This window comes from Clostridium sp. (genome assembly GCF_036642255.1).
Lineage (GTDB): Bacteria > Bacillota > Clostridia > Clostridiales > Clostridiaceae > Clostridium_J.
In genome coordinates, this window is record NZ_JAVWDJ010000016.1 from 46,546 (window position 1) to 73,175 (window position 26,630).

The window sequence follows — 26,630 nt, forward strand, 5'->3', positions numbered from 1 at the left end:
GGTGTTCTGTTAGCAACACTTTTTATTGGTAAGGTCCCGTTGCTTGTGGCTAACACTTTTATTAAAATATAATTATAAGCGTTGAAGGGAGTTTTTAATATGGTTAAAGATCTTATACTTAAAAACAGATCCTATAGAAGGTTTCATGAAGATATGAAAATTGATGAAAGTACTTTAAAAGAATTAGTAGATTTAGCTCGTTTGTCTTCTTCTGGAGCTAATTTACAATCCTTAAAATACATTATTTCTTATACTGAGGAGAAAAACAATGCTATATTCCCTCACTTAAGATGGGCTGGATACCTAAAGGATTGGAATGGTCCTGAAATAGGTGAAAGACCAACTGGTTATATTGTGATGGTTTTAGATAAAGCAATAAGTAAAAACTATTTTTGGGATCATGGCATAGCTTGTCAAAGCATACTTCTTGGCGCTACCGAAAAAGGCTTAGGCGGTTGTATGTTTGGGTCTATTGATAGAGAAAAACTTGTAAAAGCTTTAGATATTCCTGAAAGATATGAGTTACTTTTAGTTATTGCTCTTGGCAAACCAAAAGAAGAAGTGGTTCTTGAAGAACTCAATGAAACTGGAGATATTAAATATTATCGTGATGAAGATAAAGTTCACCATGTACCTAAGAGAAAATTAGAGGACGTAATATTAGATTTATAATAATAATTAAGGACACAATGAATTTACATTGTGTCCTTAATTATTTTGAATTATATTACCAAACATTGTCTTTAAAATATTTAATAATAGAATTTTTATTATTATTTGCTGCTACTTAATTTAACTTCTTGAATAAAATCTTCTTCTGAATCTTTTATAACTAGCTTATCTTCAATATATCCAAAATATTTCCCTTCATGCTTACTGCACTCACCGATGCAACCTTCTTCTATCTCATCTAGGGCTATTATATTTTTTAAATTATCTGAGTTAATATTAGAACAAGTTGGGCAAACTCTTATCATTTAAAATTCCTCCTAAAAATCTGATTATAGAAATAGTTTCCTCAAAACTACTAAATCTATTCAGTAGAAGCAATTAGTTTTTTTTCTTCCTTAATAATCTTTTTCTGCCATTGACCTTTTCTATAAATTAAGTATCCATAAATACAAATTATCAAATTACTAGAACTCATGGAAATCCATATTCCTGTGGAGCCGATAGTTGTTAGATATTTAAATAATAATATCATTGGTAATCTTACAAACCACAAACGACCAACTTCCATAGCCATGGAATATTTTGTGTGTCCTGATCCTTGAAATATTCCTTGTAGCACACTGAATATCCCCATAAGTGGCATAGATAATAAAATATATCGTAAAAATACTATTCCTTGAGTTATAACCTCTTCATCATCTCTTGATTGGATAAAGAAATTAATTACCTCATTATCCCACATGAAAAATATTATAGATCCAATCACTGAAAATCCAATGGTAAGCTTTAAGGATTTAATAAAAGCTTCTTTTACTCTTTCTGGCTGATCTGAACCTAAATTTTGTCCTACAATGGAAGTCAAGGCTGCGCCAACTCCCATGGCCGGTTGCATTATTAAAGAGGTAATTCTATTTACCATACCAAAGGCCGCTAAAGTTGCAGTTCCATAGGAGGCTATAAAGCTGTTTAAAACTATAAACCCTAATGCAGAGCCTGATTGTCCTATAGAAGAGGGTAGTGCTATTTGAACTAGCCTTTTTATAATCTCTTTATCAAAACTGAAATTCTTAAAACTAGGCTTAACTAAAGTAGATTTCTTCATTAAGATATATATTCCTGCAAAAGCCAGTAGTGCCTTAACTACTATAGTAGCTACAGCGGCTCCAGCAATCCCCATGTTAAAGGTAAATATAAATATTGGATCTAATATTGCATTAAGCACTGCACTGATTCCACTAAGGATTGTTGGAGTTAATGTATTCCCTTGAGAATTCATTATGGAGTTAAAGTTAAAATATAAAAACATAAATGGAATTTCTAAAAAAGTTAATTTGAGATAAGTATTGCTGTATGCCGCCAAATCTCCTGTGGCTCCCATTAGTTTAATTGCTAAAGGACTTATCAAAACTCCTACAATAGCAAAAACTACAGAACATAAAAAAGATGCCACAATAAGTTGGCTTGCATATTTATTAGCTTCCTTATATCTCCCTGCACCTATAAGCTGAGAAAGTATAGAAGTTCCTGCTATAGAAAGTCCCATACCTATAGAAATAAACAAGAAATTCACTGGCCATACAAAAGATGTGGCTGCAAATTCTGTTGATCCAAGCTTACTTACCCACACCCCATTTATTACACTATAAAGTGTTTGAATTAAGTTGTTAACCATAATTGGTAAAGACAATGTGACAATAACTTTATACAAAGACTCATTTAATATGAAGGTTCTTTTTTTACTGTTATCCATTCTTTCCCCCATGAATCATTATTAAATATGTGTTTTCATAAACTAATTCACTAATTAAGTGGGTTCCTGAGAATTTACCCTCAATGAGTGTGGATTAATTAACACACCATAAAATGAATCAGCCTATAATGTAAATTATACCATCTTATAACCAGGACTTCCTTAATAATTTATAATTAATTTTGTTGTAATTCCAAACTTTTCAAAATGAAATTTAAAGAAAACATAAAAATGAAGTACCTATTTCATATATATGAAAAATCTCTATGAAATATATAAAATTTCATAGAGATTTTTTACTTTTACATTTATATTTAAACTCACTGAAAATATACCATGAGTTTTATTTTAAATCTACCCTCTTTAGGAAGGAGTGAAATCTCCTTCCAGAAGTAGCTTACCAAAATGAACTTGTGCATCCATTAATTCTTGTTTTAAGTTTTACGGAGTAATAAGGAAGTATTAGTTTTTGAGTTCCATTTTCTCTCCTACAAATTCTTCCCAAGTATCAAAAATTGGTTTAATAATCTTTGGACCTATCTTTGATATGAATACTAACTGAGAAACTTCTTTTTCCTCACAAGGCTTGTAGTCAATATTTTTTCCTACAACATCTACTTGATTCCATCCATCAGTTAATTTAAAGAAGCCCTTTATTCTGTAGCAATCCTTCTTAATTACATCTAAAAATTCAGCTAGCTTTTCCTTTTCTACAGAGCCATTGAAATTCATAAATAAGCTCTTAGGTTTAGTTTCTGGAGAATTTGTAGTTTCTTCTCCTTCTACCCATTTATTTTCTAAAAGATTTTTATCTAGAAAGTCAAACTCTACTTGTCCATGAGAGCAAATTTGAATATCACATTTAGGGTTTATACTTCTTACATCCTGAATCACACTCTCAAGGTGAACTTCATCTATTAAATCCACCTTATTTATCACCGCCATGTGACAGTGCTTAAGCTGACGATTAACCGTTTCTAAATCCCCCAATTGTTCTAAGAAATTTACACCATCTATAAGACAAATTACTCCTTTAAAATCATAAACATCTCCAACTAGAACTTCCACTCCACCTAATATTTCTTCCACATTAGATGGGTCTGCAAGGCCTGAGCTCTCTACAAATAAATATTTTAAGTCCATCTTTGACATTTCTGCCATGGCCTGAGCAAAGGATAGTTGAAGACAAGAACAGAAAATAGACCCCTTATTTATTTCTACCATTTCAAGATTATCTCTTTTTAATATAGTTCCATCTACACCAATTTTCCCAAACTCATTTTGAATAACCCCAACCTTTTCTTGTTGAAGCTTATCTAAGATTCTTAAAAGCACTGTAGTTTTCCCTGAACCTAAAAATCCTGTAAGCAAATAAAGATTAATCTTTTCCTTAGTCATTGTAAATTCCCCCTAAACTTTTAAATAATTAACAAATTCATTTTCCTAAAAGGTTTTGAAATGTGATTTCATGGCATAGTGAAGGTTATTTATTTCAAAGTACTTTCACCTACAAATCCTGGAACATCCACCTTTCAAAATAACTTTAATCCTTTATTTTAACAGTTTTTTAATTTCCTCTATAGAAAGTACTCTTCCAACAGATTTTATTTTTCCATCTACCATAAAGCCTGGTGTACTCATTACTCCATAACCTAATATAGTTTTAAGATCTTCCACCTTTTCGATATTAGCTTCAATTCCTAATTCTTCAATAGCCTTTTTTGTGTTTTTTTCCACCTTATCACATTTATCACAACCATAACCTAAAATCTTTATTTCCATTTTATCCCCTCCATGATTCAAAATATTATTTTGTTACATCAAGTTTATTAACTTTTTACCATGTAATATTGAAGCATAAACCACATTTTTCGCTCTTATTCAGTGACTAATACTTTCGCTTTAACAAACAGTTTAAGCGAAAATCTTATTCTCTAAACTTTATCTATTTGAAATAATTATAAGGTCAAAGACTCTACCATATATACTATACTTAATACCTATTTACTTACTTATTAAAAATACCTTACATAAACAGATATGAAAACCCATTAAACAAATATCCTATAATTAGAATTCCAATGGTAACTATAGTAATGAATATGCCTAAAAGCTTTGGTTTAACCACCTTACTAAGCATAATCATAGATGGAAGTGAAAGAGCTGTAACTGCCATCATGAAGGCCATTACTGTACCCACACCAACACCTTTTGCAAAAAGGGCTTCTGCAATAGGTAGTGTTCCAAAAATATCACCATACATAGGAATACCTACAACAGTGGCAAGTACCACAGCAAAAGGATTATCTCCACCTATTATATTTTCTACAACTTCTTGTGGAATCCAGTTATGAATAGCGGCTCCTATACCCACACCCACAAGGATATATATCCACACTCTGTGAATTATTTCTAGGACTTGACTCTTGCAGTATGCTATTCTCTCTTTCTTTGTGATTTCTAAAAGTTCACCATCTACACTAGGTATTCCAAAAACATAGTCTTCTACATATTCCCTCATATTGAGCTTATCTATAATAGTTCCTCCTACTATAGCAAGAATTAATCCTACTACCACATAGGCAATGGCAATTTTAGCTCCAAAGAAAGACATTAACAATAAAAGAGATGCTAAATCTACTAAGGGTGAAGAAATAAGAAAGGAAAAAGTTACTCCTAAAGGAAGTCCTGCAGAAGTAAAGCCGATAAAAATAGGAATACTGGAACAACTGCAAAATGGAGTTACAGTTCCAAGTAATGCACCGATGATATTTCCCTTAATCCCCTTAAATTTCCCCAGAATTTTTTTAGTTCTCTCTGGTGGAAAATAACTTTGAATATAAGATATTATAAATATTAATACAGATAATAATATGAATATCTTTATAGCATCATAAATAAAAAAATGAATGCTTCCACCCAATCTGTCATTTATGGAAAGTCCAAAAACTTTTTCTACAAGTAATCTGACTAATTCCCAAAGCCAAGTCATCTTTAGTAATACATCATTTAACCCATTAAATATTCCTTCAAGAATACTCACTAAAGGACACCCCCCTAATCAAAACTGTTTACTTGTTTTTAATCAAATCTATAGCTTTACTTTTACAAGTCTCTAAATACTTTTCAGCATCCATACTTCTTTCAATATCATTTTTTAACACAGTATAATCTTCTATGTTATCTACTATTTTCTCTATTACTCCTTTAAAAAGCTCATTATCAGCCTTTAGATAATAAAAAATAAATTGTTCTTTTCGCTCGTCTCTAACAAGACCCATGTCTCTGAGCTTTGCTAGATGTTTTGAAATCTTTGGCTGTGATTCTTCCATTATTCCACACATTTCACATACACATAGCTCTTTATGATAAAGCAAAACTAATATTCTTAAGCGAGTTTCATCTGACATTAATTTAAAAAAATCTGTTAACTTATCCAAAATATCACCTCTTTTTTAAAATTCTATATAGGTTCTATGAAATAATAAACTATTAAAGCAGTTAATTATCAAAGACCTTATGTAAAACATAATGCTTATATACGCATATGGGTATATAAGCATTATATGCCTGAATTAATTTTTGGTCAATGATGTTACTGAAATTTAACATATTCATAAATTTATACATTTTCAACATTTTCTTAAAGTTTAAAGAGGCTGGCAACAGTGGTTTTTTAACCTAGCTGTATGTCAACCTCTTTCTAATTAAATTTATATTACAAAACAGTTTCTCCTATTTCCTTTAACATTTCAAGTCCCTTAATTTCCTTATCATACATAGGAACTCTTATTACCTTGGAAGAATTAAAAGTATTTCTTATTTCAACTAGGTATTTTTCCTGCATATTTCTTCTATTTCTAAAGAAATCAGTAGTAACCTGCTCTTCAGGAATTATTAGGTTAGCTACCACAAGCTGAGTTTGTATTCCTGTGGATTTTAGTTCTTCAGATGCTCTATAAGCTTCAATTATTGGAGTTTTTTCAGGATACATTACAAAGGCAAAGGTTGTTATATCTTTATCCTTCATCATGGAAATAACCTTATCAAATCTTTCCTTTTGCTTTCTATCTTCTTCACTTATTTCCGCATCCACCCCTGCTTTAATTTGGATTTGTTTGCTCCAATCCATAGGTAGCTCTAGTAATCTTAAGGTGTGGCCAGTAGGGGCTGTATCAAATACTATAACTTCATATTCTGATTCACTTGCATAAGCTATAAACTTTTGAAAAGCTGCCATTTCTTCTGTACAAGGAGAATTTAACTCCTCTTCCATAGTACGCACGGTGTTTTCATTAAACCTTTTTCTAGCTTCCTCTAACACATTTTTCTTATATTCTTCAAAAGCAGCCTTTGGATCTATCTTAGCTGCATAAAGATTTTCCATTCCTTCTATTTTACTAGGAACATCCCCTATAGGTTTATCTAGAACCTTTCCAATATGAGCTGCGGGATCAGTGGTAAGTAATAAGGTTTTATAACCTTGTGCTGCAATTTTCACCGCAGTAACACAGGCCATTACAGTTTTTCCTACTCCACCCTTTCCTGAGAAGAAAATATTTTTATGCTGATTTTTCTCAGGATATATTAGCTTACTTACATCATCTTTTTTTGAAGTTACATCCTTGATATCTTCAAATTCAGACTTATCAATATGCTTATTTACAGACTTTCCATTAAATAACGCGTCACCAATAATTCTAAACCTTTCAATCCCCTTAAGTTCTGTATGGAATAATTCCATAGTCTCTAGTGTTATTCCCTTAAAGATTTCTTTGGCTTCTTCATAATGTTTTTGTTGCATTTCATATCTACTCTTGAAGAATTGGTTTTTTGCTTCTTCTTCAGGTATGAATCCATTAATTATAACCTTTGAGGTATGAATTTGAAGTTCCTCTAATTCCTTTGAAGATCTTAAAGTTTCATCTAGTGATGTAGCTTCAGGCTGCATAACAAAGATAAATTCTGTTTGATTTTTATCTCTTAGCTTCTCTATAGCTCTATCAAATTTCCCCTTGCTTTCTTGAATCATAGAAACTGGGCCCATACAGGTTTGCCCACTTCCTTTTGACGCCTCTTCAATATGTTTGCTCCAATCTATAGGAAGCTCTAATAATCTTATGGTATGCCCTGTTGGCGCAGTATCAAAGATTATTACCTCATACTCTTCTTCTCCCATAAAATCAATGAACTTATCAAAGGAAGCCATCTCTGCTGTACAAGGTCCACTAAGCTGTTCATCAGCAATTTTAATCATATCCTCATCGAAAAACAATTCTCTCATAGGAGCTAAAAGTCTTTCCTTATATTCTTCAGTAGATTTATCAGGATCTATTTCCATAGCATAAAGGTTTTCTATATTGTTAATTTTAGTTACCTTATGCCCAATTTCCTGTTCAAACACATCTGATAAATTTGAAGCTGGGTCTGTAGTTACAATCAGCGTCTTAAGTCCCTTTTCCGCATGATGTACTGATGTAGTACAAGCCATAGAAGTCTTACCTACTCCACCTTTTCCAGAAAAAAACATAAACTTAGGGCTCATTTTATTCACTCCTTAGTGCACTCTCAATTTCCTCTAAAGTTGGGTACTCACCTTTTTTTATTATTTTCCCATTTACCATTGTTATTGGAAGTGCCTTCATCTTTTCTTCTTTAACAAATTGAGACACTTCCCTTGCCACCATAAACTTAAGGCCATGAGTCTGTGGCTGATATCTTTCAACTTGTAAATCACTATACTTTTCTTGTAATGTTTTTATATTTTCTTGCAATTTCACTAAAGTTTCATCTACGGAAGGCCCACAGATTCCTGAAGGACAACACATTGGTTTTTCATAAAATTCTAACTTCATAATTTATATCTCCTTTTAATATCTTATTTATATACTAATACATATATTGTTTTTATAGATTACCTCTTATGCAATAAACTTTATTTATGGATTAATAAAATTCAAATAACTCTACATAGATAAACTTCCATTAACTTTATCTATGTAATACTATTTAAACCCTATAACTTTTATTTTATACAAATTTCCCAGTTGAAACCTTCATAGTTTCAACTGGGAAATAACAATTATTAATTAACCATGTAAGTTTCCTTAACTCTCCTTAGGAAACCAATGTTTTGTATTGTTTGCTATTTTAACAAGAGTGAGCATTACTGGAACTTCTACCAATACTCCAACAACAGTTGTTAATGTTGCCCCTGAGTTCAAACCAAATAATGAAATTGCAACAGCTATTGCAAGTTCAAAGAAGTTTGATGCACCAATCATTCCACCTGGTGCAGCAATATTATGTGGTAACTTCCACAATCTGCTCCAAGTATAAGCTATGAAGAATATTAAAAAAGTTTGGATAACCATTGGTATTGCAATTAGGAATATATGAAGTGGGTTTTGAAGAATAGTTTGCCCTTGGAAAGAAATTGTAATAATTAAGGTTAATAATAAACCAGTGATTGTAACATTATCAAACTTCTTCAAAAACACATTTTTAAGATACTCTTCATCTCTATTTTTTATCACAGTTCTTCTCGTAATTGCACCAGCTGTTAATGGTAAAACAACATATAAAACTACTGATAATAAAAGTGTAGCCCAAGGAATTTGTATACCACTAATACCTAAAAGGAATGCAACAATTGGAGTGAAGGCAAATAATAATATAATATCATTTACAGCAACTTGAACTAAAGTGTATGCTGGATTACCTTTTGATAAGGTACTCCAAACAAATACCATAGCAGTACAAGGGGCAGATGCTAGTAACACTCCTCCAGCAAGATATTCTTTTGCTAAGTCTCCAGGGATAATGTTACGATAAATCACAAACATAAATAATGACATTATTGCATACATACTAAAAGGTGACACAAGCCAGTTTGTTGTGCAAGTTACTATTAACCCCTTAGGCATTTTCATTACACGAACAATACTTCCAAAATCAATTTTTATCATCATGGGATAAATCATCAACCAAATTAAAATCGTAACTGGAATAGAAACTTTTGCATATTCGAACTTACTTAAAGCCTCAGGAATAGCAGGTAAAAATTTTCCTATCAATACTCCAATAATCATGCAGGCAGCTACCCAAATTGTTAGATACTTTTCAAAAAAACTAATTCCTGCGGTTTCTTTTTTACTCATAAAAAATCCTCCTAAAAATTTATCTAATATTGCATTTAATCATTCAATATCTCATTATTTTCAATTCTCTTAGCTAAGTCCTTAATTTTTTCCTTAATAGTTTTTGCTGTTTTAATAAACTCTTCATCGCTTTTACCAGTAGGATCTTCTAAACCCCAATCCTCAATATGCTTTCCTGGTAATATAGGACACACTACATTGCAGCCCATTTTTATTACTACATCAACTTCTGGTATATCAGTTAAAAGTTTTGACTTTTGAGTTTTATTCATATCAACATTATATAAGTCTTTTATTATTCTAACTGCATCTTTATTTATCTGTGGCTTTGTTTCAGTTCCTGCTGAATATGCTTCAAACACCTCTCCTGCAAATAGTTTTCCTAAGGCTTCTGCCATTTGTGATCTACAAGAATTGTGTACACATATAAAAGCTACTTTTGTTTTCATGTTTTCCCTCCATTTTAATGTTTTTTTAATGGCATCTTTACTTTTATTATTTACACCTGGCAATTGTTTTCACAATTACATTCATAATTAACTTTTCCTTCTTTTAAATCATCACAAGTTAGACCACTTTCCTTGTATTTCTTAAGTTTCTCATAATCTAAATTACACTGATTTATTTTACTTCCATGGTTATCTATAATTTCCTTTATAAATGGAAATTCATTTATTATTTCTGGATTCATTTTATAGTAAACATACTTTGCAACTTTATAATATTCTAATATCTTAGCATTTGTTAATTTATTAAGGTGCCTTGATGCATTTGATTGATTTATGTCTAGCAATAATTCAAGCTCGCAAACGCATAAATCACCATCTTTTAGCAGGTAGAGAATTCTCATCCGCGTCTCATCAGATAAAGCTTTCATCACTTGTAACAAGTCCAATTTCTTCACCTCTCATATTATCATATTCGTTTATAATCATATGTTAACTGAAATTATAGTAATTTTCAATATTAAACCTATTATTTTGAAAAAAGAATAGAATGTTTAACTTACATTGGTAAATTAAATAATCTTAGTAATATTTATAACTTCACCCTTTTATAACTTTTATTTATTTAATTATTTATTCATTTCACATATTGTAGGTATAAAAACACCTTATTTTTAAAGCATTTAATAAAATCACAGGAAAATCTTTATAATTTTATCTCTTAGTTAATCTTAAACTTTTCAATAGCTAATACAGAAATAATAATTTATAATAGTTAATATGGAATTACCAAATATTTATTAATTTTTAAATAGATGTAACGTTTATATCTACTTAAGAAAAGAGAGGTTTATATGTTTACAGAGATTACCAATGAAATCATTAAATCAAAAGAAAAAATAAGACAATATGAAAGACTTGAAACTATGTTGAAAAATACAAAGGAAAACTTAGGAAAAGAAAATTCAAAGCTTGAAGATTTAAAAAATCAACTTGATAAAGAAGCCTTAGACGTAAAAAAATTAGAAGGGTTGACTGTTACTGCATTATTCCATAGTATTCTTAGAAATAAAGACGAGCAATTAAATAAGGAAAAACAGGAATTACTTCTTGCTAAATTAAAATATGATGAATGCTATAGCAGCGTTACTTCCTTAACTGGACATATTTCAAAATATGAGGCATCTCTAAGTGAATTAAGTGATTCACAAAGGGAATATGAAGCCTTAATTGAAGAAAAGAAAAAGCTCATATTTAATATTAACGATAAAAATAAACTTCAACTAATTAATATTTCTGAAGAATTAGCTGATATTCAATGTAATATGAAAGAGTTAGAAGAAGCCCTTACTGCTGGAAATGCCGTTTATCTAGAATTGCAAAATGTTATTTCTACCCTGGAGAGTGCTGAAAACTGGGGAACTTGGGACTTAGTTGGTGGTGGACTTTGGGCAACTGCCTCAAAACATTCTAAAATTGATGAAGCAAATGTCCATGCTTTTGTAGCTCAAAATCTTATTAATAAGTTTCAAACTGAGCTTAAAGATGTAAACATTGGTGCAGATATTACCCTTAATATCGGTGGCTTTGATACCTTTGCAGACTACTTTTTCGATGGACTAATTTCAGATTGGGTTGTTCAATCCCAAATAGAAGAATCTCTTAATAATGTGGTTGATGTAGCTAATAACATACATGTTATTATTAATAGACTTACTAGTTCTTTAGATAACATGAATAAACAGGATAAAACAAAACGAGAAGAATTAGCATTATTTATTGAAAGTGTTTAAGGTCTAGATAATTTAACTACTTAGCTTAGATTTTAAATTAAAACTTATATCAAGAAAAATAATAAAACTAGCAAAGATAGTGATATGCACCCTCCATGGTAGACAGAGTGCAGTTCAATGCCTTGCTAGTTTATTTTTATATTTTAGTCCTGTAAAAGCTTTTCCATAATGGTTATATTAATAAACTTACCATCTAGAATTCCCTGCTCCATATATGTCCCTACTTCCCGAAAGCCTAACGACTTATATAGTTTATGTCCAACTTTATTAAAATCAAAGGTGCTTAGTATAAGTTTATGAAACTCTTGCTCTTTAGCTATCTTTAGCAATCCTTGTAATAAAATCTTCCCTAAGCCTTTCCCCCTATACTCTCTACCTATATAAATTGAAATATCACCAACTCCACTATAACAACATCTAGAATTAAAAACATTAATGGATGCCCAACCATAAACTAACTTACCACTATCTTCAATAACAAGTACTTTGTATCTTGGCTCTCTAGTGTTTAACCATTGAATCATCTCATTGCAATCTCTAAGCCTAGTTTCTAAGGTCGCAATCCTATCCTCTATACCTTGGTTATAAATCTTTGTAATTGAATCTACATCATTTATAGTTGCTTCTCTAACTTGAAACCCCATATTCCACTCCCCCTATTAACATTTATTTTTCTTAACAGCCTCAGTCAATAAACTTAAGCTCTCGAGTACTTGTTCTCGCTTTTCTTCAGGAATAGCTTCAAAAATACTTTTATAATATTTATCCATACTATCTTCTATGTTGTTATAAATTTTTTCTCCTTCCTTTGTTAATTTAATTGCTATATATCTTCTGTCCTCAGGATGAAATTCTCTTTGGGCAAGTCCTGAGTCCACTAAATTATTAATTGTCCTACTCATTGTACTTTTATCTAATCCCAATAACTCTGAAAGTTCATTTAGTGATACTTCCTCTGTTCTTCCAACTTCCACTAGGGCATGACATTGAGAAATTGTGATACCACAACAACTGGCTTCGTCTTTTTCCAGTATTCCTAAATTTCTTACTAGTAGTCTAATAAGTTCCCTTAAATAAACATTTCCCTTGGTTTTCATTTAATCACCTCAATATAATTGTAAATTAAAACAGTTGTAATTTGCAACCGTTTTGTAAAAGGATTTTAAAACATTTTTCCATAATTTTCAATAATGTGCCTATATCTTCATATTATCAACATATTAATTTTGTATACTTTTCTCATGAGAAAAAGTTTAGTAATCATAGGATTGGGTGAATTACTATGATGTGCTTTGAAAATTAAAAGAATAAATTATTTAATGTTCTCATAGATAAAATATAATGCTTTTTTATCCTGTGAGAATATCTGTTTAGGAGGGAATTTATGAGTATTAAAAAAGAAAAAATCAAAGTTTATGATATGACCTGTACTTCCTGTGAAACTAGCGTTGAAAAGGCTATCAAACATATCAATGGTGTAATCTATGCAAAAGCTAATTACAGTGGACAATATGCAGTTGTAGAATATGATGATACCCAATGTACCCTAGATAAAATAAAAACTTCTATAAAAAATGCTGGATATAGCACACAAGCTCCAAAGGATTATAAATTTATGGGAATTCTTATAGTAGTAGCTGCTATAGTGCTACTTGGAATGAAGACTAGTGGATTTGATATGGAAGCTAAACTTGCTAATGCTTCATACGCTGTTCTATTTTTAGTTGGGGTTCTAACCTCCATCCATTGCGTAGGTATGTGTGGTGGAATAATGCTTTCCCAAAGCTTAACCAAAGTAAGTAAAAACAAGTTTGATGCTATAGAACCAGCACTTTTATATAACTTAGGCAGGGTTGTATCTTATACAATTCTAGGTGGAGTAATTGGTGCTCTAGGCTCTGTATTTTCTCTTTCCATTGCTACTAAATCGGCTCTACAAATATTTGCGGGTGGATTTATGATTATAATGGGTCTTAATATGACTGGGTTTAGTGCCTTTAGAAAATTTAATATTAAGCTCCCAATTTCAGCTTGTAAAGTGAAAAATAAACCTAAGACTCCTTTCTTAGTGGGTATTGTGAATGGACTTATGCCTTGTGGCCCACTTCAAACTATGCAACTATTTGCTTTAGGTACAGGCAGTGCTACAAAAGGTGCTTTATCAATGTTTATGTTTGCTTTAGGAACAGTACCTCTTATGCTAACTTTTGGTGCAGTATCTGGACTTTTAAGTAAAGGTTACACAAAGAAAATTCTTAAATTTAGCGGTGTTCTAATTATAGTTCTTGGTATCATTATGGGAAATAGAGGCTTTACCTTAGCTGGAATAAACCTTAATCCTTTAGCAGCTCTTAAGAATATAGCACAAGATTTCTCAAGCTCAAATTCCAGTGATTCATCTAGCTCTAATAGCGCTAGTGGTGCTAAGGCTATTATAAAAGATGGTGTTCAAATCCTTAATATGACCGCTGATAGCAGAGGTTACACCCCTAATGTATTATATGTTCAAAAGGGAATCCCTGTTAAATGGGTAATTGATGGAAAACAAATAAATTCTTGTAATAATGCTATTGTAGCTCAATCTATAAAAGTTCAACAAAAATTAAAGAGTGGAGAAAATATTATAGAATTTACCCCTGGGGATAAGGATATAAACTTTAGTTGTTGGATGGGTATGATAGGAGGCAGAATAAAAGTTGTAGACAACTTGGATACAGTAGATGCTAACTCCAGCTCCAACTCAAGCACAGAAGCAAAAAATAGTATTTATGGTTCTGATTTAAGCAAAATCAAAACTGATATATTAGTAAATAAAGCTGTTGTAGAAAATGGATCTCAAAGTGCAATAATTAAAGGAATTGGTTATGAACTACAACCATTAATTGTTGTAACAGAAAGCAGTTCAAAAACTAAGCTCATCTTTGATTTAAGTGCCTTTGATGAAGTAGATGGAGATTTTTATATTTTAGATGGCAATACAGGTGAAGAAATCACTTCTTTCACAGGAAAAAAAGGAACAATTGAAGTTGAGTTTGATTCTACTAAATCTGGTGCCTATGCTATTGCTAAAGATGAAATAATACTTGGAATAATCGAAGCTGTTGATAATTTAAAAGATGCTAATCTAGAAGAAATACGTGGAAAATATATTAATTAACAAGTTCTCTAAATTTTTCTAATTACTTCATAATATCTTCATAGACAAGTTTTATAATGTAAATATGATAAGTTTAATCATAATCGTTCCCCGATGTTGAAAAGACTTTCATGGTTTAAATAAAGAGGAATCTGTCAGCCAACAGATTCCTCTTTATTATTTTCAGTATATCGTAAACCTCTATCCATTTATATCAACTTTTCTTGTGCTTCAATACTAAAATTACTAAGTCTCTTTATATTATATTTGTTTTTATTAGATTTTAACGAATTCATGCTTATACCAAATTCATATAGAATTTCTTTTATTACTTTTTACAGCCCCCTCACCTTACATATTAAAATTGTATTATTTTGTCGAATTCTTCACACTATCTACATATGTTTCTGTTAACATGTACCTATTGTAAGTTTACTCAATCCTCCATCCCGATGATTGAGCATAACTTTCACTTTCATGATAAAGAGGAATTCGATGTTTAGCCGAATTCCTCTTTATTGTTTTTTTATCCAAGATTTTTAGCAGTAATTTGATTATTTTCCTTTGTTACTTCCAAAGTACCAACAAGGTTTTTATAGTTGCTATTTATAACAAATTTTACCCCATCTTGTTCTACTACCAAGTCATTTTCTTTTTGTTCATCCAGAACAACAGCAAATTTACTGCCACTTCAACACATTCCAGCTACAACAAATCTTACAGCAGTTTTATTTTGCTTATTTAAAAGTGATATTACATCATTTAAAACCGTAGGTGTGATTGCAACATTAAAATTAGATTTTGACTCTTCCTGTGATTCCTTATTTTTTTTCATAATAGAAAATATTCCCATGCTCTACCTCCCTGTATGATAAAGTTAATATTATTTATAATTAAAAGCTAAATATATAAATTATAAGAATACTAGGTTCTTATGTTTATTTTAATCCATAAATATGGATATTATATGTAATTACTATACTTATAGTGCAACAAAACATTAAACACCCCATAAGGAAATTACTTTGGTATAACAAAATTCTTTTGTTCCCAAAATTCCTTTATTCGTAACTCTACTTTGTTTGTTGTCAATCTCCCTCATGAGTTGTTAGATCTAAGTAGCCTTCTGATGACTTTATTGAAAAATTATATCTAAGCTTCATATAAAACTTAGATAATAATTACATAGATACTAAAACCAATTCTTAAATATAAAGAAAGGGTTTTGATAGCTATAATCTTCAAAACCCTTTACTGCTTTTATTATATTATTTCTATAGCTATAACTTCATATCCTGCATCTTCAATAGCAAATCTAATATCTTCATCTTTCACATCAATATCTGCTTCTATAACAGCATATTTAGATGCTAAATTAACTTCTACACTTGCTACCCCATTAAGTTCACTTAATGCCTCTTTAACGTGATTTACACAGTGATTACAGCTCATTCCTTCGATTGATATTTTCTTTTTCATTTTGTATTCCTCCTAATATTTATATTAACCTCACTAATATTATTTAGCTTCTTTATCTAACTGGTTTAAATCTCTTTAATCTTAGTGCATTTAATAATACTGATACTGAGCTAAAGCTCATTGCTGCTGCAGCTATGATAGGATTTAAAAGTGGTCCTCCAAAGAGATATACAATCCCCATGGCAACTGGTATTCCTAAGGTGTTGTATCCAAAGGCCCAGAACAGATTTTCTTTTATATTTCTTATAGTATTTTTACTCAATTGTATTGCAGTTGGAACATCCATTAAATCGCTCTTCATTAAAACTATATCTGCTGATTCCATTGCAACATCTGTACCAGAACCTATGGCTATTCCTATATCTGCTTGTGCTAGGGCTGGAGCATCGTTAATACCATCACCAACCATGGCAACTTTTTTACCTTCAGCTTGAAGCTTTTTCACTTCATTAGCTTTATCTTGTGGTAAAACTTCAGATAAAACTCTATCTATTCCCACTTGTCTAGCTATAGCTTCAGCAGTTCTTTTATTATCTCCAGTAATCATGGCAACTTCAATTCCCATTTTATGAAGCTTTTCGATAGCCTTTTTACTATTTTCCTTAACAGTATCTGCAACAGCTATGATTCCTGCCATGGTTCCATCTATGGATACATACATTGGAGTTTTTCCTTCGCTTGCCAACTTGTTAGAAGTTTCCTCTAAGTTTTCTAAGGATATATTACTTTCTACCATAAGCTTTCTATTTCCAAGTAAAATCTCTTTACCATCTATTTTAACTTCTACTCCATGACCTGGTATAGCTTTAAAGAAATCTAGCATTTTAAACTCTAGTGCCTTTTCTTCAGCATCTTTTACTATGGCTTCACCCAGTGGATGCTCAGATCCTTTTTCAGCTGAAGCTGCAAGTTGTAACAAGTATTCTTTGGATATTTCACCATTAACTACTATATCTGTAACCTTTGGTTTACCTTCAGTAATGGTTCCTGTCTTATCAAATACTATGGTTTGAATTTTATGAGCTGTTTCAAGTGCAACTCCACTCTTAATAAGCACACCATGTTCTGCACCCTTACCTGTACCCACCATTATAGCTGTTGGAGTTGCAAGTCCTAGAGCACATGGACACGCAATAACAAGTACTGATATGAATATGGTAAGAGCAAATACTCCAGTTTCTCCGCCGACAAAATACCAAGCAAGGCTAGATAAAATAGCTAAAGAAATTACTACTGGAACAAAATAACCTGAAATTATATCTGCCATTTTTGCAATAGGAGCTTTGGACCCTTGCGCATCTTCAACTAATTTAATAATTTGAGCTAGTGCTGTATCCTTACCAACTCTAGTAGCTTTGTAGTGTATAGTACCATTTTTATTTATACTTGCACCAATTATCTTATCTCCAATATTTTTCTCTACCGGCATACTTTCACCAGTTAGCATAGATTCATCCACGGAGGTAGTTCCTTGTACTACTTCCCCGTCCACAGGCATTTTTTCACCTGGCTTAACTACTATAACATCCCCTACTTCAACTTCTTCAATAGGCATTTCTATCTCCTTACCATCTCTTATTATAATAGCTGTTTTAGGAGCTAGCCCCATAAGTTTCTTAATAGCTTCAGAAGTTTTTCCCTTTGTTACTGCTTCTAAATATTTACCAAGAAGTATAAGGGTAATAATAACACCTGCTGCTTCAAAATATAAATCATAAGCATAATCTACGTTTCCATCAAAAATTTGAATTATAGCAAAAATACCATAGAGGAAGGCTGCTGAGGTACCCATGGCTATTAGAGTATCCATATTAGGACTTCTTCTAATTAAGGATTTAAATCCTACTGTAAAGAACTTGTTTCCTGCTACCATAACTGGTAAAACTAATACTAGTTGGATCATCGCAAAGTTTCTTGGATTCATCATAGGATCTATAATTTTAGGAAGTTCAAATCCGATGCCCTCTCCAAACATATGTCCCATAGTTATAATAAGTAGCGGTACTGTAAAGATTGCAGCTATAACAAACTTCTTCCACAGCAGCTTTATTTCCTTCTCTTTTCTCTCTTTATCAGCATCAACAGTAGCTTCATCTTCTAAAGCTTTATAACCTGCCTTTTCAACTGCCTTTTTTATGTCTGAAACTCTGATCTTTGATGGTTCATAGGCAATGCTTAACTTTTCAGTTGCAACATTTACATCTGAACTAATAACACCATCCAGTTTCCTTGTTACTTTTTCAATAGTTTTTGCACAAGCTGAACAGGTCATTCCTTGTATTTTTAAAGTTTTGCTACTAGCTTCCATTAAAGCTTTGTATCCCGCCTTTTCTATTGCTCCTTGTATATCAGTTAGTGAAACCACATTTTCATCATAATTTACATTAAGTTTCTCTGTGGCAAAATTTACATTTGCTTCACTTATACCTTGCAATTTTTTAGTGACTCTTTCTATATTCTTTGCACAAGCTGCACAGGTCATGCCTTCTATTTTTAATGACTTATTTGCCATTTGCTTTCCCTCCTATATAAATATCTTTACTTCTCTGTTATCTTAGATAAGATTTCAATTATTTCATTAATTTTTTCTTCACCATTATCTTGCTTTACAGCATTTTTTACACAGTGATGTAAATGTTGCTTTAAAATTAACATATTAGCTTTTTTTAGAAGAGCTTGTGCTGCAATAATCTGATTAGATATATCTACGCAGTATCTTTCTTCTTCTATCATTTTTATGATTCCTTCAATTTGTCCCTTAGAAATTTTCAGGACTAACATCGCTTCGTTTCTTTCGACCTTCATCCTCCCTCTCCTCTCACATAAGTGTTCTTATTTAAAACCGTAATTTGTATGCTTGTCCATTTTGGATAATGCCTAGATATGAATTTACTAATAGTGGCCCAATAAGTTGTTATCATACTTAGCATTACACAAAATAGATCTTGTACACACCATTGATGTTTGCTTGTAAGTACACATTAGTGAACTATTAAAGAAATAAATAATACTATTTAAATTTCTTACACCTTTATAATATACCACCCCCTAGGGGGGTGTCAATCCTTTAAAAAAATATATTTTTTTTATTTTTTATTATATTATTTCTTTATATCGTATACTTGAATAATTTGATCAGGATTTTCTCCCATGCCCATATCATCCTTACTTGCTTCTTTAAACATCCAGCCACTACCTTCAAGCTTGCTTACATCAAGACCTGCTTTTACAAGTGGTTCAGCTTTAAGAACGAAAATCATGTCCGCGTCATTTAATCCTAATTTTTCTGTCCATTGAACTTCATTTCCTTCACCAAGAACTAATCTATAATGCTGTAAATCCTTATGATATTTTATGATCTTTGAATCAGCTTTTAATAATCTTCTCATTGAGTCCTCTGAACCATTAGAATCTTCTTTTTTATCACTTACATTGTAAGGTTTAATTAGACGGTTAGGTAAGTCTTCTCCTTCTGATCTACCTGCAGGCTCAAATATCCATTCATTTTTATCTAGTTTATTAACATCAAGTCCAGCTTTAATCAGTGGATCAGCTAGCATTACCATTGCGTAGTCTGCTTTATTTGCTGACATATCTTTGCTCCATTCAAACTTTTCTCCTGTTGGAAGCTTAAATCCCCAATGTTGAAGAGCATTATGAAAGCCTTTATTTTCCGGATAAGCTTTTACTATTTCATTAAAAGCTGTTAGTCCATTATCCGCTTCTTTGCTTCCCGTTACTACTCTACCACATCCAACTGCTGATAAAACAAGCACAGACGACATTAGAATACTTATTATTTTTGTTCCCTTTTTCACTAAATTCATCCCCTTTAATATTAATTGATTGTCTGTACTTATATAATATTTAAATCATATGAAGACTGTATGAAGAAATAATTAATTGAGAAATTTTTATAAGAAATTATTGAAACCTACTGGTATTTATATTTTCTGGTTTCTATAAATAGATTCATCAATATTAAAGATCCCATCTGCATCTTAAAATACAGGTGGGATTTTTATCATTAATAAAATAATATAATTTATATTAACTTATATTATTTTATTAATGATGATACTCTTCATTGTGATGATGGCACAAATGAGATTCCATGCAATGGTTATTCTTCTTTTTTCCACATTTCTTATGCTTATTATGGTTCATATGATGATGTCCTATCATATCATGCATGTGGTGTTCATGATTCATACTTTTCATTTCATGGTCACCATTCATTTTATGCATAGCCTCCATATCTATGAAGACGTTTTTTATAAATTACCAGTGCTAATATATTGGTAATTATATGATTTTTGTAAGTTAATCTATTAATACTCCAAAAACTTAGTTCAGGTTATACTGTGTTTCAAAATTATTTAATTTAGTACCTAACTCCTCAAAATAACTCATAGTTTTCTTTTAAAAATATAGCTTAAATATGGACCCTTCCTCTTCTTTACTTTGTACCTCTATAGTTGCAGAATGAAGCTGTAATATGCTTTTAACAATAGTTAATCCTATCCCACTGCCTTCAATTTCATGTCTACTCTTATCACCTCTGTAAAGCCTCTCAAATATAAATCCCAAATCTTCTTCTTTAATCCCTATACCATCATCTTTAATTTCTACAACAATTTTTTTATCTTCAGTAAACAACTTAACAAAAACTGTTCCACCAACTTTATTAAATTTAATGGCATTAGATATTAAATTTATAAATACTTGCTTTAATTTATCTCTATCTCCTGTTATATCAAAATTCTCATTCGCCATTATATAGTAGTCCATTTTTATTTTTTTAGCTTCTGCTACACTATTAAATTCCTTGCATACATCTATTATTAGTTTATCTAAGGACACTACTTCAAAATTTAGTTTAATGCTCTCTTCTTCAAAATCCCGTAGAGTATTAAGATTATTTAATAGCTTTCCAAATCTCATCACTTCTTCATTTAGATATGTTAGTCTTTCTGTGGTAACTGGAAATACCTCATCTATCATTGCTTCTAAATTGTTTTGTAGTACATTTAAAGGAGTTCTTATCTCATGAGATATATCTGCTACCAGTCTCTTTCTCAGTAAATCCTGATTCTTAAGCTTTTCTCCTAATATATTAATGCTATCCCTTAAATTTTCTAGCTCTTCAATATTACTTTCTGTACTGGATTTAGTGTTAAAATTACCTTTAGATAAACTTACAGACATATTAGCTACTTCTTTAATTGGTGTGGAGAGTTGTTTTGAAAAATAAAGGCTTATAAAAATTATTATGAGTAAAGTTATAATTCCACTTACAATTATACTTTTATTTACTGATGTCTTAAAGGTTATATCTTCTTCTGACAATAGCACTGAAGAGTACTGTCCGATATCTACATATCCAACTATAGTACCATCCGCTTTGATTTCGAAAGTTTTAGAAGTATACACACCCGTATCTTTTACAAACATTGCATTAAAGTGAGACAAATCTTCAATGTCACTTGGATTCATTCCCCAAATAGTCTTCTTATTCACATCTAAAAGAGTCAAGCAATAGTTACTCATATTTGCTTCATGGATCAATTCGCTTCCAGAGTCCGCTGTCCATTTCCCTTCTCTTTTATAAATCTCCTCAAAATGGCTTACTATTCGCTCATCTCTTTTATTTTGAGTCTCTATCATATATTGATTGAACTTACTACTAATAGTTACATTCACAAAAAGTGTAATTAAAATTATTGCTGAAATTGATGCAATAGCAAATAGTATCCCTAACCTTTTTCTAATAGTCTGCATCTAACTCTCACCACCAAATTTGTAGCCTATCTTAATTACTGTAATAACATATTTAGGGTTTCTAGTATCTTCTTCGATTTTCTTGCGAATATTTTTTATATGAACATCCACAGTTCTATCATAGCCATCAAAATCCATTCCAAAGATTTTATCTATAAGTTGCTCTCTTGATAAAACTTTGCCTTTGTTAATAATAAGTGTGTAAAGTATATCAAATTCATTAGGTGTGAAAGGTATCTCTTCCTCGTTGACTTTTACAATTCTTTTATCATAATCAACACTCAATGTTCCATCATTAAAAAGAAGCTCTTCTTTCTCGTCTTGTTTCATATTTAATCTTCTAAATAAGGCATTAACTCTTGCTGTTAATTCTCTAGGACTAAAGGGTTTAATCAAATATTCATCTGCTCCCATGTTTAACCCTTCTACTCTATCATTTAAAGCCCCTTTGGCAGTTAGCATGAAAATATACACATTAGATTTCTCTCTTATAATTTTACATACTTCTTCTCCACTAATGTCAGGTAGCATTAAATCAAGAATTACTAACTTAAAATCTATGGTTTTGAAAAGTTCTATACCTTCTAATCCTCTAGTGGTGGAGCTTACCTTATATCCTTCTTTTTCTAAATAAGCTTTTAAAACTTCGGAAACACTTTCCTCGTCTTCAATTATCAAAATATTTTTCATAGTACTTCACCTCTTAATCATTGTGCTAAAATTAACTTGTATTTTTATATTTCCTTAAAATCTTTTGATTCGCTGATTAGCCTATAGACAGCTTCATGCAAAATTTAACTCCTACATGAATCTACCTTGATTTCTTTAATATCTTTAGATATCCTTATATTAAATTTCTACTTAAAATCCCTATTTATCTTTTAATAATATAAATACTTTACCAATTCTCTTTAAAGATTTTATGAAGATTATATCATAAGGGATGAAAAAAATTAGCTTCAAATAAAAATTTATTTTTAGAATAAAAAAGTTCCTCATGATACCTGCCTAAAACACTTTAATCCACTGATATTCACACATATATTTATACATAACACAACTTGTAATTTAATATATTCCTTCTCCAATAGTTATCAGCTTTTATTGGCCTCACATAACGGCTACATACTACCACTTCATACTATCTACATATGTATTCTTTATAGTAATTAGTGAAACAAAAAATTTATAAATAAGGAGTTAGAAAAATGTATTTATTAGATTATGTGTCCGAAATAAAAAATAACAACCACAGAAAATATAAACTTTTTCAATCATTGTTTGCCTTATTCTTTAGTCTTCTTATTATTTCTTTAGCAGTGAAGATAACCCTACTATTTAAACCTCTTTATTATTTTGATATTGAATATTTAAACATTGAAAAACTTTCAGGCTTCACTAAAGAAGAAATAATAAAAAATTATAATTATGTAATTAACTATTTATTGATACCAAAGGCGCAACCATTTAATCTTCCATCAATAACATATTCACAAGTTGGCCAAATCCATTTTAAAGAAGTAAAGAATGTATTTATTTCCTTTGATATTCTTCTTGTTATATCCTTAATTATTACCAGCATTGGTGTATGGGCTAGCTCAAAACTAAAAGACTTTGATCTTTTAAAGAAAACTTCTAAAACCCTCTTAGTTTTGCCCTTGGTTCTCATGGTTGCCTTTGTTGTGAACTTTGATGTAAGCTTTGTTATCTTTCATAAGATATTCTTTCCTAATGGGAACTGGCAATTTGATCCTGAATTTGATCCAATTATCAATATACTACCTCAAGAATTTTTCTTTCATTCCGCTGTATTCATTTTAATTTTAATAATCATAAGTAGCTTAGTTTTAGCTTTAGTTTATAAAAAAATATCTTCTAAAAACTATTCTAATAAATAATTGGAAGATATTACACTTCCATTCTTCATAACCTCTACACATCTCATTGTTAACATACTAGATAATCAAGTCCCCCTTGAAGCTTTATTAAAAACATATAAATATTTGTAAAAAGCATTACAAAATCAGTGCTGAAGCTAAAACAAATTTTGTTTTAGCTTCAGCCACTGAACATGCTTCCTGTTAACTCTAACCTTCCAAATTAAAATATTATTATACAATCTAAAAAAGCCTAGAAAAACCGCTGTAAATCAGTGTAGTAGTATATTTTGATATCAGCTTCCTAAAAGAAGTAACTATATATATTTTAGCCTTGCGTCAGAGGTGATAAAACTATGATGAAGCAAAGAAAAGTAATCATAGATAATTTAAACTAAAGGAGAGAAGGCAATGAAAAAAAATTTAAGAATTTTTATAGCAACCCTTACATTAGTAACTGCAATGAGCACCCCAGTGTTTGCCACCCCAATATCTGGACAAGCACAAAATCAACAGCTTGAAGATAAGATATTTAAAATAACTCAAAAGATTGAAAAGTATGATATGGAAATTGAACATGCTTTAGATGAAATCCAGAATAATGAAAAGCAGCTAAAAACTATACAAGAAGAAACTTTGCTTACTGAGGACACTTTAAACCTAATTGAGAAAGAATTAGAAAATGAGCAACAGCTATTCAACAAAAGAATGAGGGCAATGTACATAAGTGGTTTCGATGTTTATCTAGATGTTCTGTTCAAATCAAAAGGTTTTAGTGATCTTCTTACAAGAGTGTCGGCTTTAAATAATATAATAAAATTTAACAATGAAATTATCGCAAGTGTAAAATTAAAACAAGAGGATTTAAATATAAAACAAAATAAGTTAAATGAGGAAAGAACGAAACTCTTAACTCTAAATCAAGAAAACACTAGAAAAATAGCCAATTTTGAAGCTACTAAGGTTGAACAAAGTAAATTAATAGATGAAATTAAACAACAAGAAACTCTACTTGTTTCAGAAGCAGATGAATCATTACTACAGTTAGCCTCTACAAACCAACGTGCTTCACGAGGTGGTGAAGTACCTTCGTCTAGTAATGAAGTACTACAATATGCATATAAGTTCTTAGGAACGCCTTATGTATGGGGTGGAACAACGCCTTCTGGCTTTGATTGTTCAGGTTTCACTCAATATGTATATAAGAATTTTGGTGTAAGTTTGGGAAGAACTACAAAACATCAAATAAAGAATGGCGTAGGAATTTCAAGAAGTGAACTTCAACCAGGTGATTTAGTGTTCTATGGTGAAGGTGGAGTTCCAAACCACATGGGAATTTACGTTGGTAATGGTAAGTATATTCATTCACCTCAAACAGGTGATGTTGTGAAAATTTCAAACTACGATAGACCAGATTATATAACTGCAAGAAGAGTAATGAATTAATTAACCTTTCTCAGGTTATACTTCTTAGAAATATAAATCACCCTTTGCTTGAATTTCATTTCTTAATTCAAGCAAAGGGTGATTTTAATATAAAGTGAAAGGATACTTTAAAACTATATTATTAAATTGTTATATCCCTATAATACTTTATCTATTTCTTCACTTTGTCCTTTTTTCCCACTACAACAGTCTCCACCTTTCATGCTCTTAAACATCATAGGAATCATAAACAGCATCATTATAGGACAAATAAATGGAGAAATGGTTAATAGTAGTGCTTTAAATCCTCCTCCAATATTCAGTAGTGGTATTGCACCCACGATTAAAATTGGAAGTCCGCAACAAAGTACCATCATAAGCATATGCTTTATTGGATTATGTTTCTTATTCGTATTATTGTTATCTCCGTGACATTTCATTTAATACACTCCTTATCTTTTCTGCTTTATTTTTGGGAACCAAAGTAAGACTTAACTCATATATTAGCCTCCCCTGGTTAACTTAATTCTTCTAAGAATTAATACAATAATCTTTCATGGTGGAAGTCTATAATTACTCTGAAATTTATAACTTATCGCGCCATTGTTTTGACTTTGCCAGTTAAAATCGACTCATTTACTCTATATTTAATATCATCTTTCGATATGGCCTTATCTCTATATACAACTTTTATCCTTTGGGAATTTAAGTCTACGTTAATCTCCTCTAACCCCTTAAGTTCACTAAGACTTTTCACTACATTCATTAAACATTTGTGACAAAGCATATTCTCTTGCTTAAACTTTGTAACATAACTTTTCATCACTTCTCCTCCTTTTCTTTATTATATATCACCCGTATGAAGATAAAATGAAGATGGTATTTCTTTGCACTAAATTGAGTCCCAAGTATAATATTTTTAAATATTTTGCAATTATAGAAATAGCTTATTTTTAAGTTTTTTATATTTATAGTGCTACTTCACTCTCTAAATATCACTAAAAAGACCTTTAACACAATATATACTTTGTGTTAAAGGTCTCACTAGTAAGTTAATATTAACTATCTATTATACTCAAAAACTGCTTTAGTCTCTCATTGCTTGTATTAT

Annotated in this window: 28 protein-coding genes; 5 read left to right on the forward strand and 23 right to left on the reverse strand. The window is 30.9% G+C overall.

Annotation, left to right across the window (positions count from 1 at the left end):
- Positions 1–99 precede the first annotated feature (99 nt).
- On the forward strand, positions 100–672 hold the full coding sequence (locus RR409_RS10770) for a nitroreductase family protein (protein ID WP_332557755.1): 573 nt from the start codon (positions 100–102) through the stop codon (positions 670–672).
- Positions 673–773: 101 nt separating this feature from the next.
- On the opposite strand, the gene RR409_RS10775 is transcribed toward RR409_RS10770, so the two are convergent.
- The 11 genes from RR409_RS10775 to RR409_RS10825 form a co-directional block, all read right to left on the reverse strand.
- Positions 774–977 carry a DUF1450 domain-containing protein gene (locus tag RR409_RS10775; RefSeq protein ID WP_332557756.1) on the reverse strand — a complete coding sequence of 68 codons (204 nt, stop codon included), beginning with the start codon at positions 975–977 and terminating at the stop codon, positions 774–776.
- A 56-nt stretch (positions 978–1,033) separates the two neighbouring features.
- Complete coding sequence (locus tag RR409_RS10780; protein ID WP_332557757.1) at positions 1,034–2,422, reverse strand: MATE family efflux transporter; 1,389 nt, start codon at positions 2,420–2,422, stop codon at positions 1,034–1,036.
- A gap of 462 nt (positions 2,423–2,884) precedes the next feature.
- A complete protein-coding gene (locus tag RR409_RS10785) occupies positions 2,885–3,820 on the reverse strand; it encodes a CobW family GTP-binding protein (RefSeq protein ID WP_332557758.1) in 936 nt (311 codons plus the stop codon).
- A 153-nt stretch (positions 3,821–3,973) separates the two neighbouring features.
- Positions 3,974–4,204 carry a thioredoxin family protein gene (locus RR409_RS10790; protein WP_332557759.1) on the reverse strand — a complete coding sequence of 77 codons (231 nt, stop codon included), beginning with the start codon at positions 4,202–4,204 and terminating at the stop codon, positions 3,974–3,976.
- A 244-nt stretch (positions 4,205–4,448) separates the two neighbouring features.
- Positions 4,449–5,465 (reverse strand): permease, encoded by a 1,017-nt coding sequence (locus tag RR409_RS10795; RefSeq protein WP_332557760.1) that lies wholly within the window; start codon positions 5,463–5,465, stop codon positions 4,449–4,451.
- Between the two features lie 28 nt (positions 5,466–5,493).
- Positions 5,494–5,862: a metalloregulator ArsR/SmtB family transcription factor gene (locus RR409_RS10800; RefSeq protein ID WP_332557761.1), complete on the reverse strand. Its 369-nt coding sequence runs from the start codon at positions 5,860–5,862 to the stop codon at positions 5,494–5,496.
- Positions 5,863–6,140: 278 nt separating this feature from the next.
- Entirely contained in the window at positions 6,141–7,967 is a 1,827-nt protein-coding gene (locus RR409_RS10805; RefSeq protein ID WP_332557762.1) for a TRC40/GET3/ArsA family transport-energizing ATPase, read from the reverse strand.
- A 1-nt stretch (position 7,968) separates the two neighbouring features.
- Positions 7,969–8,277 carry an arsenite efflux transporter metallochaperone ArsD gene (gene arsD / locus RR409_RS10810; protein WP_332557763.1) on the reverse strand — a complete coding sequence of 103 codons (309 nt, stop codon included), beginning with the start codon at positions 8,275–8,277 and terminating at the stop codon, positions 7,969–7,971.
- Positions 8,278–8,529: 252 nt separating this feature from the next.
- Complete coding sequence (arsB, locus tag RR409_RS10815; RefSeq protein WP_332557764.1) at positions 8,530–9,582, reverse strand: ACR3 family arsenite efflux transporter; 1,053 nt, start codon at positions 9,580–9,582, stop codon at positions 8,530–8,532.
- Positions 9,583–9,617: 35 nt separating this feature from the next.
- A complete protein-coding gene (locus RR409_RS10820) occupies positions 9,618–10,031 on the reverse strand; it encodes an arsenate reductase ArsC (RefSeq protein WP_332557765.1) in 414 nt (137 codons plus the stop codon).
- A 50-nt stretch (positions 10,032–10,081) separates the two neighbouring features.
- Positions 10,082–10,477: a metalloregulator ArsR/SmtB family transcription factor gene (locus tag RR409_RS10825; RefSeq protein ID WP_332557766.1), complete on the reverse strand. Its 396-nt coding sequence runs from the start codon at positions 10,475–10,477 to the stop codon at positions 10,082–10,084.
- Between the two features lie 405 nt (positions 10,478–10,882).
- Between RR409_RS10825 and RR409_RS10830 the strand changes: the two genes are divergently transcribed.
- Entirely contained in the window at positions 10,883–11,821 is a 939-nt protein-coding gene (locus tag RR409_RS10830; protein ID WP_332557767.1) for a hypothetical protein, read from the forward strand.
- 143 nt (positions 11,822–11,964) lie between these two features.
- Here the strand turns inward: RR409_RS10830 and RR409_RS10835 are convergent, their stop codons facing one another.
- Positions 11,965–12,465 carry an arsinothricin resistance N-acetyltransferase ArsN1 family A gene (locus RR409_RS10835; RefSeq protein ID WP_332557768.1) on the reverse strand — a complete coding sequence of 167 codons (501 nt, stop codon included), beginning with the start codon at positions 12,463–12,465 and terminating at the stop codon, positions 11,965–11,967.
- Positions 12,466–12,480: 15 nt separating this feature from the next.
- A complete protein-coding gene (locus RR409_RS10840) occupies positions 12,481–12,918 on the reverse strand; it encodes a MarR family transcriptional regulator (protein WP_332557769.1) in 438 nt (145 codons plus the stop codon).
- Positions 12,919–13,205: 287 nt separating this feature from the next.
- On the opposite strand from RR409_RS10840, the gene RR409_RS10845 reads away from it, so the two are divergent.
- The gene (locus RR409_RS10845; RefSeq protein WP_332557770.1) at positions 13,206–14,978 is read left to right on the forward strand and encodes a sulfite exporter TauE/SafE family protein; all 1,773 of its coding nucleotides are present in this window, start codon (positions 13,206–13,208) and stop codon (positions 14,976–14,978) included.
- A gap of 670 nt (positions 14,979–15,648) precedes the next feature.
- Here the strand turns inward: RR409_RS10845 and RR409_RS10850 are convergent.
- The 8 genes from RR409_RS10850 to RR409_RS10885 form a co-directional block, all read right to left on the reverse strand.
- Positions 15,649–15,810 carry a hypothetical protein gene (locus RR409_RS10850; protein ID WP_332557771.1) on the reverse strand — a complete coding sequence of 54 codons (162 nt, stop codon included), beginning with the start codon at positions 15,808–15,810 and terminating at the stop codon, positions 15,649–15,651.
- A 410-nt stretch (positions 15,811–16,220) separates the two neighbouring features.
- A complete protein-coding gene (locus RR409_RS10855; RefSeq protein ID WP_332557772.1) occupies positions 16,221–16,436 on the reverse strand; it encodes a heavy metal-associated domain-containing protein in 216 nt (71 codons plus the stop codon).
- A gap of 52 nt (positions 16,437–16,488) precedes the next feature.
- On the reverse strand, positions 16,489–18,948 hold the full coding sequence (locus RR409_RS10860; protein ID WP_332557773.1) for a heavy metal translocating P-type ATPase: 2,460 nt from the start codon (positions 18,946–18,948) through the stop codon (positions 16,489–16,491).
- A gap of 26 nt (positions 18,949–18,974) precedes the next feature.
- Positions 18,975–19,241 (reverse strand): metal-sensing transcriptional repressor, encoded by a 267-nt coding sequence (locus RR409_RS10865; RefSeq protein WP_332557774.1) that lies wholly within the window; start codon positions 19,239–19,241, stop codon positions 18,975–18,977.
- Between the two features lie 296 nt (positions 19,242–19,537).
- Positions 19,538–20,254 carry a hypothetical protein gene (locus RR409_RS10870; protein WP_332557775.1) on the reverse strand — a complete coding sequence of 239 codons (717 nt, stop codon included), beginning with the start codon at positions 20,252–20,254 and terminating at the stop codon, positions 19,538–19,540.
- Positions 20,255–20,504: 250 nt separating this feature from the next.
- Positions 20,505–20,684 (reverse strand): hypothetical protein, encoded by a 180-nt coding sequence (locus tag RR409_RS10875; protein ID WP_332557776.1) that lies wholly within the window; start codon positions 20,682–20,684, stop codon positions 20,505–20,507.
- Between the two features lie 174 nt (positions 20,685–20,858).
- On the reverse strand, positions 20,859–22,217 hold the full coding sequence (locus RR409_RS10880; RefSeq protein ID WP_332557777.1) for an ATP-binding protein: 1,359 nt from the start codon (positions 22,215–22,217) through the stop codon (positions 20,859–20,861).
- Positions 22,218–22,907 carry a response regulator transcription factor gene (locus tag RR409_RS10885; RefSeq protein WP_332557778.1) on the reverse strand — a complete coding sequence of 230 codons (690 nt, stop codon included), beginning with the start codon at positions 22,905–22,907 and terminating at the stop codon, positions 22,218–22,220.
- Positions 22,908–23,425: 518 nt separating this feature from the next.
- Between RR409_RS10885 and RR409_RS10890 the strand changes: the two genes are divergently transcribed.
- Positions 23,426–24,115: a TIGR01906 family membrane protein gene (locus tag RR409_RS10890; protein ID WP_332557779.1), complete on the forward strand. Its 690-nt coding sequence runs from the start codon at positions 23,426–23,428 to the stop codon at positions 24,113–24,115.
- Positions 24,116–24,505: 390 nt separating this feature from the next.
- Positions 24,506–25,540, forward strand: a complete 1,035-nt coding sequence (locus tag RR409_RS10895) for an NlpC/P60 family protein (protein WP_332557780.1) — start codon at positions 24,506–24,508, stop codon at positions 25,538–25,540.
- A gap of 137 nt (positions 25,541–25,677) precedes the next feature.
- Here RR409_RS10895 and RR409_RS10900 read toward each other — a convergent pair whose 3' ends face one another.
- Together RR409_RS10900 and RR409_RS10905 are read right to left on the reverse strand one after the other, a co-directional pair.
- Positions 25,678–25,959, reverse strand: a complete 282-nt coding sequence (locus RR409_RS10900) for a hypothetical protein (protein WP_332557781.1) — start codon at positions 25,957–25,959, stop codon at positions 25,678–25,680.
- Positions 25,960–26,111: 152 nt separating this feature from the next.
- Positions 26,112–26,342 (reverse strand): heavy-metal-associated domain-containing protein, encoded by a 231-nt coding sequence (locus tag RR409_RS10905; protein ID WP_332557782.1) that lies wholly within the window; start codon positions 26,340–26,342, stop codon positions 26,112–26,114.
- Positions 26,343–26,630 lie beyond the last annotated feature (288 nt).

What these genes read in the sequence shown, in the direction of transcription:
- RR409_RS10860 (WP_332557773.1), bottom strand. Translation starts at nt 18,948, where the DNA reads ATGGCAAATAAGTCATTAAAAATAGAAGGCATGACCTGTGCAGCTTGT.
- RR409_RS10845 (WP_332557770.1), top strand. Translation starts at nt 13,206, where the DNA reads ATGAGTATTAAAAAAGAAAAAATCAAAGTTTATGATATGACCTGTACT.
- RR409_RS10820 (WP_332557765.1), bottom strand. Translation starts at nt 10,031, where the DNA reads ATGAAAACAAAAGTAGCTTTTATATGTGTACACAATTCTTGTAGATCA.
- RR409_RS10830 (WP_332557767.1), top strand. Translation starts at nt 10,883, where the DNA reads ATGTTTACAGAGATTACCAATGAAATCATTAAATCAAAAGAAAAAATA.
- RR409_RS10850 (WP_332557771.1), bottom strand. Translation starts at nt 15,810, where the DNA reads ATGGGAATATTTTCTATTATGAAAAAAAATAAGGAATCACAGGAAGAG.
- RR409_RS10890 (WP_332557779.1), top strand. Translation starts at nt 23,426, where the DNA reads ATGTATTTATTAGATTATGTGTCCGAAATAAAAAATAACAACCACAGA.
- RR409_RS10895 (WP_332557780.1), top strand. Translation starts at nt 24,506, where the DNA reads ATGAAAAAAAATTTAAGAATTTTTATAGCAACCCTTACATTAGTAACT.
- RR409_RS10885 (WP_332557778.1), bottom strand. Translation starts at nt 22,907, where the DNA reads ATGAAAAATATTTTGATAATTGAAGACGAGGAAAGTGTTTCCGAAGTT.
- RR409_RS10900 (WP_332557781.1), bottom strand. Translation starts at nt 25,959, where the DNA reads ATGAAATGTCACGGAGATAACAATAATACGAATAAGAAACATAATCCA.
- RR409_RS10840 (WP_332557769.1), bottom strand. Translation starts at nt 12,918, where the DNA reads ATGAAAACCAAGGGAAATGTTTATTTAAGGGAACTTATTAGACTACTA.
- RR409_RS10790 (WP_332557759.1), bottom strand. Translation starts at nt 4,204, where the DNA reads ATGGAAATAAAGATTTTAGGTTATGGTTGTGATAAATGTGATAAGGTG.
- RR409_RS10775 (WP_332557756.1), bottom strand. Translation starts at nt 977, where the DNA reads ATGATAAGAGTTTGCCCAACTTGTTCTAATATTAACTCAGATAATTTA.
- RR409_RS10770 (WP_332557755.1), top strand. Translation starts at nt 100, where the DNA reads ATGGTTAAAGATCTTATACTTAAAAACAGATCCTATAGAAGGTTTCAT.
- RR409_RS10865 (WP_332557774.1), bottom strand. Translation starts at nt 19,241, where the DNA reads ATGAAGGTCGAAAGAAACGAAGCGATGTTAGTCCTGAAAATTTCTAAG.
- RR409_RS10905 (WP_332557782.1), bottom strand. Translation starts at nt 26,342, where the DNA reads ATGAAAAGTTATGTTACAAAGTTTAAGCAAGAGAATATGCTTTGTCAC.
- arsB (WP_332557764.1), bottom strand. Translation starts at nt 9,582, where the DNA reads ATGAGTAAAAAAGAAACCGCAGGAATTAGTTTTTTTGAAAAGTATCTA.
- RR409_RS10880 (WP_332557777.1), bottom strand. Translation starts at nt 22,217, where the DNA reads ATGCAGACTATTAGAAAAAGGTTAGGGATACTATTTGCTATTGCATCA.
- RR409_RS10875 (WP_332557776.1), bottom strand. Translation starts at nt 20,684, where the DNA reads ATGCATAAAATGAATGGTGACCATGAAATGAAAAGTATGAATCATGAA.
- RR409_RS10855 (WP_332557772.1), bottom strand. Translation starts at nt 16,436, where the DNA reads ATGAAAAAGAAAATATCAATCGAAGGAATGAGCTGTAATCACTGTGTA.
- RR409_RS10805 (WP_332557762.1), bottom strand. Translation starts at nt 7,967, where the DNA reads ATGAGCCCTAAGTTTATGTTTTTTTCTGGAAAAGGTGGAGTAGGTAAG.
- RR409_RS10835 (WP_332557768.1), bottom strand. Translation starts at nt 12,465, where the DNA reads ATGGGGTTTCAAGTTAGAGAAGCAACTATAAATGATGTAGATTCAATT.
- RR409_RS10780 (WP_332557757.1), bottom strand. Translation starts at nt 2,422, where the DNA reads ATGGATAACAGTAAAAAAAGAACCTTCATATTAAATGAGTCTTTGTAT.
- RR409_RS10785 (WP_332557758.1), bottom strand. Translation starts at nt 3,820, where the DNA reads ATGACTAAGGAAAAGATTAATCTTTATTTGCTTACAGGATTTTTAGGT.
- arsD (WP_332557763.1), bottom strand. Translation starts at nt 8,277, where the DNA reads ATGAAGTTAGAATTTTATGAAAAACCAATGTGTTGTCCTTCAGGAATC.